General features: G+C 66.5%; 12 protein-coding genes. 6 read left to right on the top strand and 6 right to left on the bottom strand.

The window, feature by feature from the left end:
* Nucleotides 1–300: 300 nt before the first annotated feature.
* The 4 genes from rpsT to mutM all read right to left on the bottom strand — a co-directional run bounded on the left by rpsT (nucleotide 301) and on the right by mutM (nucleotide 3,842).
* A complete protein-coding gene (rpsT, locus tag ACERNI_RS08175) occupies nucleotides 301–567 on the bottom strand; it encodes a 30S ribosomal protein S20 (RefSeq protein ID WP_448832765.1) in 267 nt (88 codons plus the stop codon).
* A gap of 187 nt (nucleotides 568–754) precedes the next feature.
* Nucleotides 755–1,609, bottom strand: coding sequence for a TSUP family transporter (locus ACERNI_RS08170; protein WP_448832764.1), 855 nt, complete (start codon nucleotides 1,607–1,609; stop codon nucleotides 755–757).
* Nucleotides 1,610–1,862: 253 nt separating this feature from the next.
* On the bottom strand, nucleotides 1,863–2,636 hold the full coding sequence (locus ACERNI_RS08165; RefSeq protein ID WP_448832763.1) for an enoyl-CoA hydratase: 774 nt from the start codon (nucleotides 2,634–2,636) through the stop codon (nucleotides 1,863–1,865).
* A 300-nt stretch (nucleotides 2,637–2,936) separates the two neighbouring features.
* Nucleotides 2,937–3,842, bottom strand: a complete 906-nt coding sequence (gene mutM / locus ACERNI_RS08160) for a bifunctional DNA-formamidopyrimidine glycosylase/DNA-(apurinic or apyrimidinic site) lyase (RefSeq protein ID WP_448832762.1) — start codon at nucleotides 3,840–3,842, stop codon at nucleotides 2,937–2,939.
* Nucleotides 3,843–3,989: 147 nt separating this feature from the next.
* Between mutM and ubiE the strand changes: the two genes are divergently transcribed.
* From ubiE to cysK, 6 genes are all read left to right on the top strand, one after another.
* Nucleotides 3,990–4,772, top strand: coding sequence for a bifunctional demethylmenaquinone methyltransferase/2-methoxy-6-polyprenyl-1,4-benzoquinol methylase UbiE (gene ubiE, locus ACERNI_RS08155; protein WP_448832761.1), 783 nt, complete (start codon nucleotides 3,990–3,992; stop codon nucleotides 4,770–4,772).
* Between the two features lie 4 nt (nucleotides 4,773–4,776).
* Nucleotides 4,777–6,408, top strand: a complete 1,632-nt coding sequence (gene ubiB / locus ACERNI_RS08150) for a 2-polyprenylphenol 6-hydroxylase (protein ID WP_448832760.1) — start codon at nucleotides 4,777–4,779, stop codon at nucleotides 6,406–6,408.
* Between the two features lie 278 nt (nucleotides 6,409–6,686).
* On the top strand, nucleotides 6,687–8,036 hold the full coding sequence (locus ACERNI_RS08145; protein ID WP_448832759.1) for a phosphopantothenoylcysteine decarboxylase domain-containing protein: 1,350 nt from the start codon (nucleotides 6,687–6,689) through the stop codon (nucleotides 8,034–8,036).
* Nucleotides 8,033–8,497: a dUTP diphosphatase gene (gene dut, locus ACERNI_RS08140; protein WP_448832758.1), complete on the top strand. Its 465-nt coding sequence runs from the start codon at nucleotides 8,033–8,035 to the stop codon at nucleotides 8,495–8,497. Before ACERNI_RS08145 ends, dut begins: the two co-directional genes overlap by 4 nt.
* Nucleotides 8,498–8,648: 151 nt before the next feature.
* Entirely contained in the window at nucleotides 8,649–9,101 is a 453-nt protein-coding gene (locus ACERNI_RS08135) for an RrF2 family transcriptional regulator (RefSeq protein WP_448832757.1), read from the top strand.
* A gap of 190 nt (nucleotides 9,102–9,291) precedes the next feature.
* Entirely contained in the window at nucleotides 9,292–10,272 is a 981-nt protein-coding gene (cysK, locus tag ACERNI_RS08130; RefSeq protein ID WP_448832756.1) for a cysteine synthase A, read from the top strand.
* 135 nt (nucleotides 10,273–10,407) lie between these two features.
* On the opposite strand, the gene ACERNI_RS08125 is transcribed toward cysK, so the two are convergent.
* Together ACERNI_RS08125 and typA are read right to left on the bottom strand one after the other, a co-directional pair.
* Nucleotides 10,408–11,649: an ABC transporter substrate-binding protein gene (locus tag ACERNI_RS08125; RefSeq protein ID WP_448832755.1), complete on the bottom strand. Its 1,242-nt coding sequence runs from the start codon at nucleotides 11,647–11,649 to the stop codon at nucleotides 10,408–10,410.
* 346 nt (nucleotides 11,650–11,995) lie between these two features.
* Nucleotides 11,996–13,813 (bottom strand): translational GTPase TypA, encoded by a 1,818-nt coding sequence (typA, locus tag ACERNI_RS08120; protein WP_448832754.1) that lies wholly within the window; start codon nucleotides 13,811–13,813, stop codon nucleotides 11,996–11,998.
* Between the last annotated feature and the right edge of the window lie 385 nt (nucleotides 13,814–14,198).

The following is a 14,198-nucleotide window of genomic DNA, read 5'->3' as shown; positions in this document are numbered from 1 at the left end:
GGAAAAGGCAGGTGTGGCGGCCGCGTGACATTCATATGATTGCGATACAAACGTCCTGTCACAATTGGCTGGAGAGCCGATGATTCGATTGGATCAGGATGCTTTGCATCGTAAACACATGGCATTGCTAAGCTTTTCATGACCGCTTGCGCGCTGCCTGGTCTGTCGCTGCGCTGTAATATCAGCGAATGTGTGTCAATCCTTCCGACGGAAGAAAATACGTCTGGCGCGACCTCGTGAAGACAATAAAAAAGGCGCAGCGACAAGGCGCTGCGCCTTTCAATGTCAGTGCTGCGAATGTCAGGCGCTGAGCGCCTTCACCCGGCTTGCCAGGCGCGACACCTTGCGCGAAGCCGTGTTCTTGTGCAGCACGCCCTTCTGGGCGGCGCGCATCAGCTCCGGCTGCGCAGCGCGCAGCGCGGCGGCGGCGGTAGCCTGGTCGCCGCCGGCAATCGCCTCTTCAACCTTGCGGAGGAAGGTGCGCATGCGGCTCTTGCGGCTCTTGTTCACAGCCGTGCGAGCGAGGATCTTTCGGGTCGCCTTTTTGGCCGACGATGTGTTGGCCATCGCGCCGTCCTTGTGTTGTGCGGGGCGCCGCCTGCCGGGGCAGGGGCAACGCCCGGAGAGTTAAAACAAAGCGGACGGCGCCGGGCCGTCCTGTTGGTCTGGCTTATAGGAGCAGGCGGGCCCGGCGTCAACGCGCGGCGGCTGAAATTCAGAAGATTTCCGGCGCGGACGGATTCCCCCTGCAAACTCAACCCAGCATGGATCGCCACGGGCCGGCCGGGTCGAGAAATAGCCGCAGCGCCATGGCGCAACAGGCGATGACCAGCAGCGGGCGGATCAGCCGGGCGCCATTGCGGATGGCCAGATGGGCGCCGATTCTGGCCCCGGTCCACGCGCAGACGCCCATCAGCAGGCCCAGCGGCCAGGCGATTGGCTGGGTGAGGGCGAGAATCGCCAGCGCGCCGGCGTTGCTGGCGAAGTTCAGCGCCTTGGCCCGGCCGGTGGCGCGAACCACGCCAAGGCCAAGCAGGCCGACAAAGGCCATCATCAGCAGCGAGCCGGTGCCGGGCCCGAACACGCCGTCATAAAAACCGATGGCCGGCGCCACGGTGGCGGTGAAGACGGCGGGCGGGATGCGGTGTCCGCGATCGTCATCGCCTGGGCGACCGGCCAGACCCATGTACAGGGCGATGGCGACCAGCATCGGCGGCATCAGCAGCCGCAGGAAGCCGGTTGGCAGCGCGCTGACCAGCAGCGCGCCGGCCATCGCGCCGGCGGCGGCGAGGGCGAACATGGGCGCGGTGGCGCGCCAGTCGATCAGCCGCGCGCGGGTGAAGGCGAAGGTGGCGGAGCCGGAGCCAAAGGCGGCCTGCAATTTGTTGACGGCGAGGGCGCTGGCTGGCTGGAAGCCAGCGAGCAGCAGCGCCGGCAGCACCAGCAGGCCGCCGCCGCCGGCGATGGCGTCGATCAGTCCGGCGACGAAGGCAATGAGCAGCAGGACCAGGACAAGGCCGACGCTGAGGCTGGCGCCGGGAAGCAGCGCGCCGCCCCAGTCCAGCGGCGTGGCGAGCAGGGCGTGGGCGGTGGCGGCGATATCAGGCATGGGGCTGGCGTCTGGAGCAGAACCGGCTCGCGCTGGCCGGAATTGCGCCCCGCCTTCTGGCATGGGGCGCTTTCCGTATGCGCGGCGGCGGCCTCGCCGGAAAGCGTCGGGGCAGGCCGGCAAAATGGCGACGCCCCGGCGTCAGGTGCGCCGGGGCGTTGCGTTCATAGGGCAAAATCTGGTCCGGCTGAACCGGAAATTCGCCTTTTCGTTTAACGCGGCGCGATGTGTTGCGGCGCGCGGCGCGGTAGCCTCAGGAGTTGGTGAAGTTCGGCGGCCGCTTGGCGACGAAGGCGGACATGCCCTCCTTCTGGTCGGCGGTGGCGAACAGGGCGTGGAACACCCGGCGCTCGAAGCGCACGCCCTCGGACAGGGTGGTCTCGAAGGCGCGGTTGACCGTCTCCTTGGCCAGCATCACCGATGGCAGCGAGAACGAGGCGATGGTTTCCGCCGCCTTGAAGGCTTCCTCCTGCAGCTTGTCGGCTGGCACGACGCGGGCGACGAGGCCGGAGCGTTCGGCCTCTTCAGCGTCCATCATGCGGCCGGTCAGGCACAGGTCCATGGCCTTGGCCTTGCCGACGGCGCGGGTGAGGCGCTGGGTGCCGCCAATGCCCGGAATGACGCCAAGCTTGATTTCCGGCTGGCCGAATTTGGCGTTGTCGGCGGCGATGATGATGTCGCAGATCATCGCCAGTTCACAGCCGCCGCCAAGGGCGAAGCCAGCGACCGCGGCGACCATCGGCTTGCGCCGGGCGGCGATGCGATCGCCGGTGACGAAGAAGTCCTCCAGATAGGTGGCCGGATAGGTCTTCTCTTCCATTTCCTTGATGTCGGCGCCGGCGGCGAAGGCGCGATCGGAGCCGGTGAGCAGGATGCAGCCGATGTTGGCGTCCGACTCGAAGGCGTCGAGGGCGAGATTCAGCTCGTCCATCAGCTGGGCGTTCAGGGCGTTCAGCGCCTTGGGGCGGTTCAGGGTGATGACGCCGACCTTGCCGCGGGTCTCGGCGATGATGGTTTCATAGCTCATGTGCAACTCCCTGCCCTGAGACGCCGGACAGCGGGCCAGGCCCGCGCGGCGTGTGTCGTTTTGCGCCTGTCCCGTCATGGCTGATGGGTGCGCTGCAATCCTGCTCTAGCCTGGCCAGCCCGCCGGCGTCCATGGGCGCCTGATAGATCAGGGCGCCTGATGGTTCAGGGCGTCTGGCGGTACGGGATGTGGGCAGCCCCCCTGAAACATCGCCCGGATGAACGGGGGCCGATCATGCTCCCGGTTTCCGGTCCAGGCGAATTCCGGCCGGCTCGGCGCTTCGGTCTGGCTGGACCGTCCCTAGCGCTGGCAGCTTTCGCACCAGAAGGTCGAGCGGCCGGATTGCACCGATCGCGTGATGACGCCCTTGCAGCCTGGGGTGGGGCAGGGGCTGCCGGCCCGGTCGTAAACCCGGAACGCGTGCTGGAAATAGCCAAGGGCGCCGTCGGCGTGGTGAAAATCCTTCAGGGTGGAGCCGCCGGCCGCCACCGCCTCGGTCAGCACGTCGCGGATGACCCCGGCAAGGCGCTCCGCATCGGCGTCGTCGAGCGTTCCCGCCTTGCGGTAGGGCGACAGGCCCGCCCGGTGCAACGCTTCGCTGACATAGATATTGCCAAGCCCCGCGATCAGGCGCTGGTCGAGCAGCGCGGCCTTCAGCGGCGCGGCCTTGCCCGCGAACAGCTGGCGCAGCAGGGCGCCGCCCAGGGCGTTGCCCAGCGGCTCCACGCCGATATTGCGAAATAGCGGATGGGAATCGAGCGCGGCGCGGTCGATCAGATCCATGAAGCCGAAGCGGCGGGCGTCGTTATAGACAATGGTGGCGCCGCCCGTCAGATGCAGCAGGACGTGATCGTGCGGCGAGGGCGCGGGGCCGCCAGGCGCGGTGACAATATTATGGTAGAAGGCGCCGGGGGAACTGACGCGTTCTGGCGTCTGCGCCGGATCGCCATCCGGCGCGTGAATGGTGAAACGGCCGGTCATGCCCAGATGCATGGCCAGCACCTCGCCCGAGGACAGGTCGGCCAGCAGATATTTGGCCCGGCGTCCCAAAGCGATCACGGTCTGGCCGGTCAGCCGCCGGGCGAAGTCTTCGGGAAACGGGAAGCGCAGGTTTGGCCGGTTGACCTCAACCCGGGCGATCGTCGCGCCGGTGAGCACCGGGGCGAGCCCGAGGCGGACGGTTTCGACTTCGGGCAATTCGGGCATGCTGGCTCCTGAGGCTTGCTCCTTATAAGCGCCGTCATAAAGTCGCAGCAAGGCGGAGACAGGGAAACAGCGGGCGGAAACCGTGCCGGCAGACGTGGCGGCGCCGGCCAGGTTTCGCTATGTTGCCGGCTGCGAAAGGATGGCCCCATGACAGCCCCGACTCATGACGCGACCGGCGGCGAAGCCAGCGCGCGCACGCACTTCGGTTTCTCCACCGTGGACCTCGACAGCAAGCAGGGCCTTGTTGACGACGTGTTCCACAAGGTGGCGAAGCGTTATGACGTCATGAACGACCTGATGTCGGGCGGGCTGCACCGGGCCTGGAAGGCTGACATGGTGGCGGCGCTCAATCCCTCGCCGACGCGAACGCTGAAGGTGCTGGATGTGGCCGGCGGCACCGGCGACGTGGCTTTCCGCACCCTGAAGGCCGGCGGCGAGAACACCGAAGTCACCGTGCTCGACATCAATCGCGAGATGCTGGCGGTGGGCCGGGAGCGGGCCGGCGACCGTTTCGGCGATCGCATCGAATTCGTCCAGGGCAACGCCGAGGCGCTGCCATTCCCGGACAATTCCTTCGACGCCTACACCATCGCCTTTGGCATCCGCAACGTGCCGCGTCTGGAGCAGGCGCTGGCGGAGGCGTATCGCGTGCTGCGGCGCGGCGGACGCTTCCTGTGCCTGGAATTCTCCAATGTGGACATGCCGGGGCTGGACAAGATTTATGACGCCTATTCGTTCCACCTGATCCCGGCCATGGGCCGGATGGTGACTGGCGACAGCGAACCCTACCGTTATCTGGTGGAATCCATCCGCAAATTCCCTAACGCCGCCCTGTTCTCGGCAATGATCATGGACGCCGGCTTCGCCCGGGTGAAGGCCCGTCCCATGACCGGCGGCGTCGTCGCCATGCACTCGGGTTGGAAGCTCTGAGACCGTGTTCAGCACCCTGATTTATGGCGTCCGGCTTGCCGGGGTGGGCTTTGTGTTCGCGCGCGAGGGCGCGCTGGCGCTGGTCGACCCTGCGATGCTGCCGCCCGCCGGCCGTTTCGGCCTGCGCCTGGCGCGGCTGGTGGAGCGGCGCGGCGCCGACGCAAGCCACGGCGAGGGGCGGCTGGCGGCGGCGCTGACCCGGCTCGGGCCCAATTGGGTCAAGCTCGGCCAGTTCATGGCCACCCGGCCTGACGTGGTTGGCGTGCGCATCGCCCGTGAGCTGGAGCGCCTGCAGGACCGGATGCCGCCGTTTCCGACGGAGGAGGCGCGGGCCATCGTCGCCCAGTCGCTCGGCCGTCCGTTCGACGAGATGTTCGCGGAGTTCAGCGAGCCCGTCGGCGCGGCCTCGATCGCCCAGGTGCACATGGCGCGCCTCGCGCCTGGCGCCCGGCGACAGGCTGGCGAAGCCGGAGATGATGCGTCTGGCGACATGTCCGGGGCAGAGACGGCGCTGGTGGCCGTGAAGGTGTTGCGCCCTGGCGTGCGCGGCCGGTTCCAGCGTGATCTGGGCGCCATGCGCTTCGCGGCGCGTACGGCGGAAAAGTTTTTGCCGGCGGCGCGGCGGCTGCGTCCGATGGAGGTGGTGGAAACCCTGTCGCGCTCGGTCGCCATCGAGATGGATCTGCGCCTGGAGGCGGCGGCCCTGTCGGAAATGGCCGCCAACACCGCCGGCGACGCGGGCTTCCGCACGCCGCGCGTGGAATGGTCGTTCACCGAGCGCGACGTGATGACCAGCGAATGGATCGACGGGGTCAAGCTCACCGATCTGGCGGCGGTCGATGCGGCGGGGTTCGACCGCAAGGCGCTGGCGGCGAACATTATCCAGTCGTTCCTGCGCCATGCGCTGCGCGACGGATTTTTCCACGCCGACATGCACCCCGGCAATCTGTTCATCGATCCCCAGGGGCAACTGGTGGCGGTGGATTTCGGCATCATGGGCCGGCTGGGGCACAAGGAGCGCCGCTTCCTGGCCGAGATCCTCTACGGCTTTATCTCGCGGGACTACCGGCGGGTGGCGGAAGTGCATTTCGAAGCCGGCTATGTGCCGGCCTCCCACAGCGTCGACGACTTTGCCCAGGCCATCCGCGCCATCGGCGAGCCGATCCATAACCGCCGCGCCGACGAGATTTCCATGGGCCGGCTGCTCACCCTGCTGTTCGAGGTGACGGGCCTGTTCGAAATGCAGACACGCCCCGAACTGGTGATGCTGCAAAAGACTATGGTGGTGGTTGAAGGCGTGGCGCGCAGTCTCGATCCACATCTCGACATGTGGAAAACCGCCGATCCGGTGGTGCGGGCCTGGATCACGCGCAATCTGGGGCCGGCGGGCCGGGTGGAGGAAATCGGCCGCGGCGCCTCGGCGCTGATCTCGCGCCTCGGCAGCCTGCCGGATACGCTGGAGCGCGGCGAACGGGTGCTGGCCCGGCTTGAGGATGCAACCACGGGCGCGGGCTTCGCCATCAACGCCGACAGCGCCGATCGCATTGGCCGCGCCGAGGGACGGGGCCTGCGCCTGGCGACGCTGGCGCTGTGGGTGATCGCCGCGCTGCTGGCGGTTCTGGTCTGGCGCATGTGAGGGGTGAGCTGCGAGCGGGTGAGGCGCACTCTTGAGACACACTCCTGGAGCGGGCCTCTGGAACGCACTCTTGGGGCGTATTCTTGGGGCGTATTCTGGAGCCCGCGCCGCCGCGCGCCAAGCTGCGCCTCCTGCTGCGCCTCTTGCCGCGTATTTTGCCACGATCTTGCCGGGCGTCTTGCCATTGGCGCGCCCATGCGGCAGGCAATGGCGACAATGCCTGGGGCGCGCGTCTGCGCGCGGTCCCCGTCAGTGGAACAAATGCGAAGGAGACGTCCATGCTGTCAGGTCGCCGGGTCCTTCTGATCATCGGCGGCGGCGTCGCCGCCTACAAGGCGCTGGATCTGATCCGGCGGCTCAAGGAGCGGGGCGCCGTGGTGCGCTGCGTGATGACCGATGGGGCGCAGCAGTTCGTGACGCCGCTGTCGGCGTCGTCGCTGTCGCAGGAAAAGGTGTTCACCGATCTGTTCTCCCTCACCGACGAGGCGGACATCGGCCACATCAGCCTGTCGCGTGAGGCGGATCTGATCGTCGTGGCGCCAGCCACCGCCGATCTGATGGCCAAGGCCGCCAACGGCCTGGCGAATGATCTGGCGACCAACATTCTGCTGGCCACCGACAAGCCCGTGCTGATGGCGCCGGCGATGAACCCACGCATGTGGGGCCATCCGGCGACGCGCCGCAACGCCGCGACGCTGGCGGGCGACGGGGTGCTGTTCGTTGGCCCCAATGCCGGGACCATGGCCGAGCGCGGCGAATCTGGCGTGGGGCGCATGGCCGAACCGCTGGAGATTGTCGCCGCGGTGGAAGCCGCCCTGGCTGGACCGGGCGCCGGATCCGCAGCCCAGGTCGGATACCAGAACGTCATCTACCAGGGGCAGGGCGTTGGCGCCACAGCGGCGCCGGGCTTCGGCCGTTTGCAGCCGCAGGGACCGCTCACCGGCCTCAGCGTGCTGGTCACCTCAGGGCCCACCCACGAGCCGATTGATCCGGTGCGCTATATCGCCAACCGTTCGTCCGGCCGTCAGGGGCACGCCATCGCCCAGGCCGCCGCCCAGGCCGGCGCCCACGTCACGCTGATCAGCGGGCCGGTGAACCTTCCCGACCCGCCCGGCGTGCATGTGGTGCATGTGGAGAGCGCCCGCGAGATGCTGGCGGCGGTTGAAGTGGCTTTGCCGGCCGACGCGGCGGTGTTCACCGCCGCCGTGGCCGACTGGCGCGTCGCCGGGGCGGCGGAGGAAAAGATCAAGAAGCAGGGCGGCGGCGCGCCGTCGCTCAGCCTGGTCGAGAATCCGGACATTCTGGCGACCGTGTCGAAGCTGACGGCTGGCCGGCCGCAACTGGTGGTGGGTTTCGCCGCCGAGACCGAGAAGGTGTTGGCCCACGCCGAGGCCAAGCTGGCGCGCAAAGGCTGCGACTGGATCGTCGCCAATGACGTCTCGCCGGAAAGCGGCGTGATGGGCGGCGATCGCAACACGGTGCATCTGGTGACGGCGGAGGGCATCGAGGACTGGCCGACCATGGGCAAGGACGAGGTGGCGCGCCGTCTCGTCGCCCGCATGGCGGATGCGCTGGCGCGAAGTGGCGCCAAAAGCGGTGGGGCGGATCGTTCTGGCGCGGCGTCATGAGCGGCGGGCGGGAGATGCAGGAGATATTGCTGCGCCGGTTGCCGCATGCGGCCGGTCTGCCGTCGCCGGCCTACGCCACGGCCGGCGCCGCCGGCTTCGACCTGCGCGCCGCCATCGATGCCGAGATCACGCTGGCGCCGGGCGCGCGGGTTCTGGCTCCGACAGGTTTCTGTTTCGCCGCGCCAGCGGGCTGGGAGATCCAGGTCCGGCCCAGGTCCGGGCTGGCGGCGAAGCACGGCGTGACGCTGCTCAATACGCCGGGCACCATCGACAGCGACTATCGCGGCGAGGTTTTCGTCTGCCTGATCAATCTCGGGCAGGAGCCATTCATCATCCGTCGCGGCGATCGCATTGCCCAGGCGGTGGCGGCGCGGGCGCCGCAACTGGCGTTGCGGGAAGTTGACGCCCTGGATGACACGGCGCGCGGCGCCGGCGGCTTCGGCTCGACCGGCGTGGCCTGAAAACCGGCCGCGGCGGCATGCGATCAGCGTGCGTAATTTACACTTTATGGAGTGAAAAGCTTTTGTTGCACGACAGAGGCTGTTAAAAACTGTCTCCACCAGATGAAAATGCGACCCGCCGCAAGGACGCGCGGGCAGGGAGACCAGGGCCATGATGCTGTTGTCGCGACGGAGCGTGCTTGCCATCGCAGCGGTTGTCGACGTCGCGCTTCACGCCCGCCCTTTGCCGGTGGCCGCCAAGCTGCTGGCGGCGCGCCACCGGCTGCCGCCGCGCCATCTGGAAACCGTATTGCAGACCCTTGTGCGCGCCGGCATCCTCAAGGGCGTGCGCGGCCCGCGCGGCGGCTATGAGCTGGCGCGGGAGCGGCGGCGCATCAGCGCCGGGCAGATCGTGCGCGCCGTGATGGCGGCGCAGGAGGACGAGGGGCTGCCGCCGCTGCCGGAATCGAAGCTGGTTGAACAGGTGATCGAGCCGTCCGTGAAGGAGGCTGGCGAGGCGTTCCTCGACCGGCTCGATTCCGTGACTATTGAGGATCTGTGCCGCGATGCTGAAGCCCGCAGTGTGTTTGGCGATGTCGCGGCTCCAATGGATTTCACGATATGATTTGTGAAAAAAATATTTGCACATTTTTCTGCAGGTTATAACGTCGACCCGGTCTTTCATCGGGTCGGCGGGCAAGGGCCGGTCGCCCGGCCTGAACCGGCGTCGCCGGCAAACGGATTTCTTTAACGGGTCGCATTTTCTCATGCGAAGCGATGTCGCCTTCGCCGGAAATGCCACAGGGGAGCAGGTCATGGCGGATAACTCGTCCAGCAGCGCAGACGGCAAGAAGCCCGGTCGCGGCCGCATCTATGATTCCATCACCGCCACCATCGGCGATACACCGCTGGTGCGCCTGTCGCGTCTGGCGGCTGAAAAGGGCGTCAAGGCCAACCTCCTGGCCAAGCTTGAGTTCTTCAACCCGATCTCCAGCGTCAAGGACCGGATTGGCGTCAGCATGATCGACGCCCTGGAGGCCGAGGGGCGCATCGCGCCGGGCGCGACGCTGATCGAGCCAACGTCCGGCAACACCGGCATCGCCCTGGCCTTTGTGGCGGCGGCGCGCGGCTATCGCCTGATTCTGGTGATGCCGGAGACCATGTCGATCGAGCGCCGCAAGATGCTGCAACTGCTCGGCGCCCAGCTTGAGCTGACCCCAGGCGCCCAGGGCATGCGCGGCGCCATTGCCCGCGCCCAGGAACTGCACGCGCAGATTCCCGGCTCGATCATCCCGCAGCAGTTCGCCAATCCGGCCAATCCGGCGATCCACCGCGCCACCACGGCGGAGGAAATCTGGAACGACACCAACGGCGAGGTGGACTATGTGGTCTCCGGCGTCGGCACTGGCGGCACCATCACCGGCGTCGGTCAGGTGCTGAAACAGCGCCGCCCCGGGGTGAAAATGGTGGCCGTGGAGCCGGAGGACAGCCCGGTGCTGTCTGGCGGACAGCCGGGGCCGCACAAGATCCAGGGCATCGGCGCCGGTTTCGTCCCGGACGTGCTGGACCGCAGCCTCATTGACGAGGTGATCACGGTCGGCAACCAGACCGCTTTCGACACCGCCCGCCAGCTTGCCCGCGTCGAGGGCATTCCTGTCGGCATCTCCTCCGGCGCCGCCGTGGCGGCCGCGCTGGAGCTGGGCGCCCGCCCGGAGGCCGCCGGCAAGAACATCGTCATCATCATCCCGTCCTTCGCCGAGCGTTACCTGTCGACGCCGCTGTTCGAAGGGCTGTGAGATCCAGGCCGGCCCGTTCGGGCCGGCCGCTCATGCAGGCGGCCCCTGCCGCCGCGCGGGCAGCAGGGGCCGGGACAACAAAAGGCGCGCCGTCATCGACGGCGCGCCTTTTTCGTTACTGACTGCGCCAGGACGTCATTGAGCCGGCTTGTAGTCGTCCGTCAGGATCGGTCCAAACAGCACCCAGCGCTTGCCGTCGAAGCGCATCATCTGGAACTGCTTGTTGATCTTGTAGTCGTCTTTGGTCTCGACGCTCATTCCTGGCAACGCCAGGTCTGGCGTGAAGTTCCGGATATTGGTGGCCTGCTTCATGAGGTTGGCGCGGGTGAGGTTGTCGCCGGCCTGCTTCAGGATCTGCTCCAGAAACTGGGCGGTGGAGTAGCCATAGGTGGCGATGCCGCTGTCGCGATCCTCATTGGGGGCGTACTTGGCCATGAACTCCTTGTAGCGCTTCATGCCCGGATCGTTGGCCCACTGCGGATCCAGCGGATCCTTGCCGTAGTTGACCGAGATGATGTCCTTCGAGTTCTCCAGCCCGGCCGGGACCAGCGTCTGGCTCACCGGGGTGGCGTTGATGTCGAGGATGTGCACCGGCTTCCAGCCCATCTCGGCGGCCTTCTTGATGGCCTGGGCGCCAAAGCGCGGCGTCGACATGTTGTAGAACAGGTCCGCGCCGGATGCCTTCAGCTTGACCATCTGGGCGTCGATGGTCGGGTCGCTCAACTCATAGGACGCTTCGGCGACGATCATGGATTTCGCCTTGTCGCCCAGGGCGTCCTTCAGGCCCTTCACATAGTCTTTCCCAAGGTCGTCGTTCTGGTAGAGGATGCCAATCTTGGCGTTGGGGTGGTTCGCGAGGATATATTTGCCGTAGATGTGCGCCTCCGACTGGTAGTTCGGATTATAGGCGAGCGTCCACGGGAAGTTCTTCGGGTCGGTGAACCGGGTCGCGCCGGTCGACGCCAGCAGTTGCGGCACCTTCTTCTCGTTCAGATATTTCTGCACGGCGGCGTTCGACGGGGTGCCGATGATCTGGAAGGTGCTGAGGACGCCATCGCTCTCCACCAGCTTGCGCACCTGCTCCACCGCCTTCGGCGGGTTGTAGGCGTCGTCGTACTGGATGAAGTTGATCTTGCGGCCGTTGATGCCGCCTTTCTCGTTCAGCATGCGGATGTAGGCTGCCTGGACGCGGCCAATGCCGCCATAGGCCGAGGCGGGGCCACTGAGCGGCGTGGTCTGGCCGATCTTGATCTCGGTGTCCGTGGCGCCCTGATCGTATTTCTTCTCTGCAAGGGCGGGAGTGGTCAGAAGGGCGGGCGTGGCGAGCGTCGCGGCGAGCGCGAACGCGGCCCATGCCGGCATCCTGGGTCTGCTCATGCGTCTACCTCCAGAACATGGCGCGTCCGTTGTCGCGCCTGTGTCCACCACGATAATTTGGCCTCACGGACAAGTGTATTCGTCTTCCGGCGAATGCCGGGGAGAAAAAATCCCCCGTCAAGTCAACGGGTTTACATAAAATTCGTGGGCGTCCGGCCAGTCTTCGGGCAATTCTTCACAACAGAGCCTCACAACAGAGCCTCGCAACAAATCCTCCTGAAAAATCTTCTTGAGGGATCCTCCTGGCAAATGCTGGGGCCTGACGGCGGCGACGGGCCTGGCGCAAAAAGAAAACGCCCGGCGCGGGGCCGGGCGTTTCCTGTTGCTGCTGCGCTGCCGGAGGGCTTCAGCCTTCCTTGGCGTTCTTCATGCGCTTGCGATCGTTCGGGTCGAGGTAACGCTTGCGCAGGCGGATGGACTTCGGCGTCACTTCCATCAGCTCGTCGTCCTGGATCCACGCCAGCGAACGCTCCAGCGTCATGCGGATCGGCGGCGTCAGCTTGACGGCCTCGTCCTTCGACGTGGTGCGGATGTTGGTGAGCTTCTTGCCCTTGAGAACATTGACCTCAAGGTCGTTGTCGCGGTTGTGGATGCCCACGAGCATGCCCTGGTAGACCTTGACGCCGGCGTCGATGATCATCGGGCCGCGATCTTCCAGGTTCCAGAGGGCGTAAGCCACCGACTCGCCCTGCTCGTTGGCGATCAGCACGCCGTTGTTGCGGCCCGCCAGTTCGCCCTTGTAGGGCTCGTAGCCGTGGAACAGGCGGTTCATGATCGCCGTGCCGCGCGTGTCGGTCAGCAGTTCGGACTGGTAGCCGATCAGGCCGCGGGTCGGGGCGTGGAACACCAGACGCAGGCGGTTGCCGCCCGACGGCTTCATCTCGATCATGTCGGCCTTGCGCTCCGACATCTTCTGCACGACGGTGCCGGAATATTCCTCATCGACGTCGATGACGACCTCTTCCATCGGCTCCAGCGTGTTGCCGTCGTCGTCCTGCTTGAACACCACGCGCGGACGCGACACGGCCAGTTCGAAGCCCTCGCGACGCATGGTCTCGATCAGGATCGACAGCTGCAGTTCGCCGCGACCCGAGACGAAGAAGCTGTCCTTGTCAGCCGATTCCTCGATCTTCAGCGTCACATTGCCCTCGGCCTCCTTGTACAGGCGGTCGCGGATCATGCGGCTGGTGACCTTGTCGCCTTCGGTGCCGGCCAGCGGGCTGTCGTTCACCAGGAACGACATGGTCACGGTCGGCGGGTCGATCGGCTGGGCCTGGATGGCTTCGGTGACCGAAGGATCGCAGAAGGTGTCCGCCACCGAGCCCTTGACCAGGCCGGCGATGGAGACGATGTCGCCGGCCTCGCCGACTTCAATCGGCTGGCGCTCGATGCCGCGGAAGGCGAGGATCTTCGACACGCGGCCGTTCTCGACCAGATTGCCGTGACGGTCGATGACCTTGATGGTCTGGTTTGGCTTCACCGTGCCGGAGGCGATGCGTCCGGTGATGATGCGGCCAAGGAAGGGGTTGGCTTCGAGCAGGGTGCCGAGCATGCGGAACTGGCCAGGCTCGACCTTCGCTTCAGGCACGTGCCTGAGCACCAGATCGAACAGCGGGGCCAGGCCCTGGTCGCTCGGACCCTCAGGCGCCTCGGCCATCCAGCCGTCGCGGCCGGAGCCGTAGAGGATGGGGAAGTCGAGCTGCTCGTCGGTGGCGTCGAGCGCCGCGAACAGGTCGAACACCTCGTTGATGACCTCGTTGGCGCGGCCATCGGGACGGTCGATCTTGTTGATGGCGACGATGGGCTTCAGGCCGATCTTGAGGGCCTTGCCGACCACGAATTTGGTCTGCGGCATTGGGCCTTCAGCCGAGTCGACCAGCACGATCACGCCGTCGACCATCGAGAGAATGCGCTCTACCTCGCCGCCGAAGTCGGCGTGGCCGGGGGTGTCGACGATGTTGATGCGGGTGTCCTTCCAGACGATCGAGGTCGCCTTGGCCAGGATGGTGATGCCGCGCTCTTTCTCGATGTCGCCGGAATCCATGACGCGCTCGGCGACGCGCTGGTTCTCACGGAACGAGCCGGACTGCTGCAGCATCTTGTCGACCAGCGTGGTCTTGCCATGGTCAACGTGCGCGATGATCGCGATATTGCGAAGTGACATATAAAGGCGCCTGCCTGTGTTTCAGCGCAATTCGGAAAGTGAACGGACAACGCCTGTTCGACTGGCCGATTCATTCAGGCTGAACACGACCATGCAACGGCAACCGCCGGGTCCCGGGGGACCTGCGCCAATTTTGCTGATGCCCCCATATGCAAGCCGGCGGCGCAGGATGCAACCCCCGAAGCGTGTTGTTTTTACACGCAATAGCGCCGCATCCCGGCGTAAAAACCTGGCAATCGGGGGCCTGGGAGCGGGGAGGGGCGGCTGAATCCGGGCGCGCCGGCTCGCGCCGCGCCCGCCTGGATATGGCCTGGGTTTGCCGTCGGCCGGGTGTGCGGGAGCGCCTGAGGGCGGCTCCCGGAGCTTTTCCGAAGCTGCTCCCGGT

This window comes from Camelimonas sp. ID_303_24, from assembly GCF_053543495.1.
The sequence above is the reverse complement of the archived record's forward strand: the minus strand, read 5'-3'. Positions and strand labels throughout refer to the sequence as shown.

Coding starts and splice junctions, on each gene's coding strand:
- rpsT (WP_448832765.1), bottom strand. CDS start 567: ATGGCCAACACATCGTCGGCCAAAAAGGCGACCCGAAAGATCCTCGCT.
- ACERNI_RS08170 (WP_448832764.1), bottom strand. CDS start 1,609: ATGCCTGATATCGCCGCCACCGCCCACGCCCTGCTCGCCACGCCGCTG.
- ACERNI_RS08165 (WP_448832763.1), bottom strand. CDS start 2,636: ATGAGCTATGAAACCATCATCGCCGAGACCCGCGGCAAGGTCGGCGTC.
- mutM (WP_448832762.1), bottom strand. CDS start 3,842: ATGCCCGAATTGCCCGAAGTCGAAACCGTCCGCCTCGGGCTCGCCCCG.
- ubiE (WP_448832761.1), top strand. CDS start 3,990: ATGACAGCCCCGACTCATGACGCGACCGGCGGCGAAGCCAGCGCGCGC.
- ACERNI_RS08145 (WP_448832759.1), top strand. CDS start 6,687: ATGCTGTCAGGTCGCCGGGTCCTTCTGATCATCGGCGGCGGCGTCGCC.
- dut (WP_448832758.1), top strand. CDS start 8,033: ATGAGCGGCGGGCGGGAGATGCAGGAGATATTGCTGCGCCGGTTGCCG.
- ACERNI_RS08135 (WP_448832757.1), top strand. CDS start 8,649: ATGATGCTGTTGTCGCGACGGAGCGTGCTTGCCATCGCAGCGGTTGTC.
- cysK (WP_448832756.1), top strand. CDS start 9,292: ATGGCGGATAACTCGTCCAGCAGCGCAGACGGCAAGAAGCCCGGTCGC.
- ACERNI_RS08125 (WP_448832755.1), bottom strand. CDS start 11,649: ATGAGCAGACCCAGGATGCCGGCATGGGCCGCGTTCGCGCTCGCCGCG.
- typA (WP_448832754.1), bottom strand. CDS start 13,813: ATGTCACTTCGCAATATCGCGATCATCGCGCACGTTGACCATGGCAAG.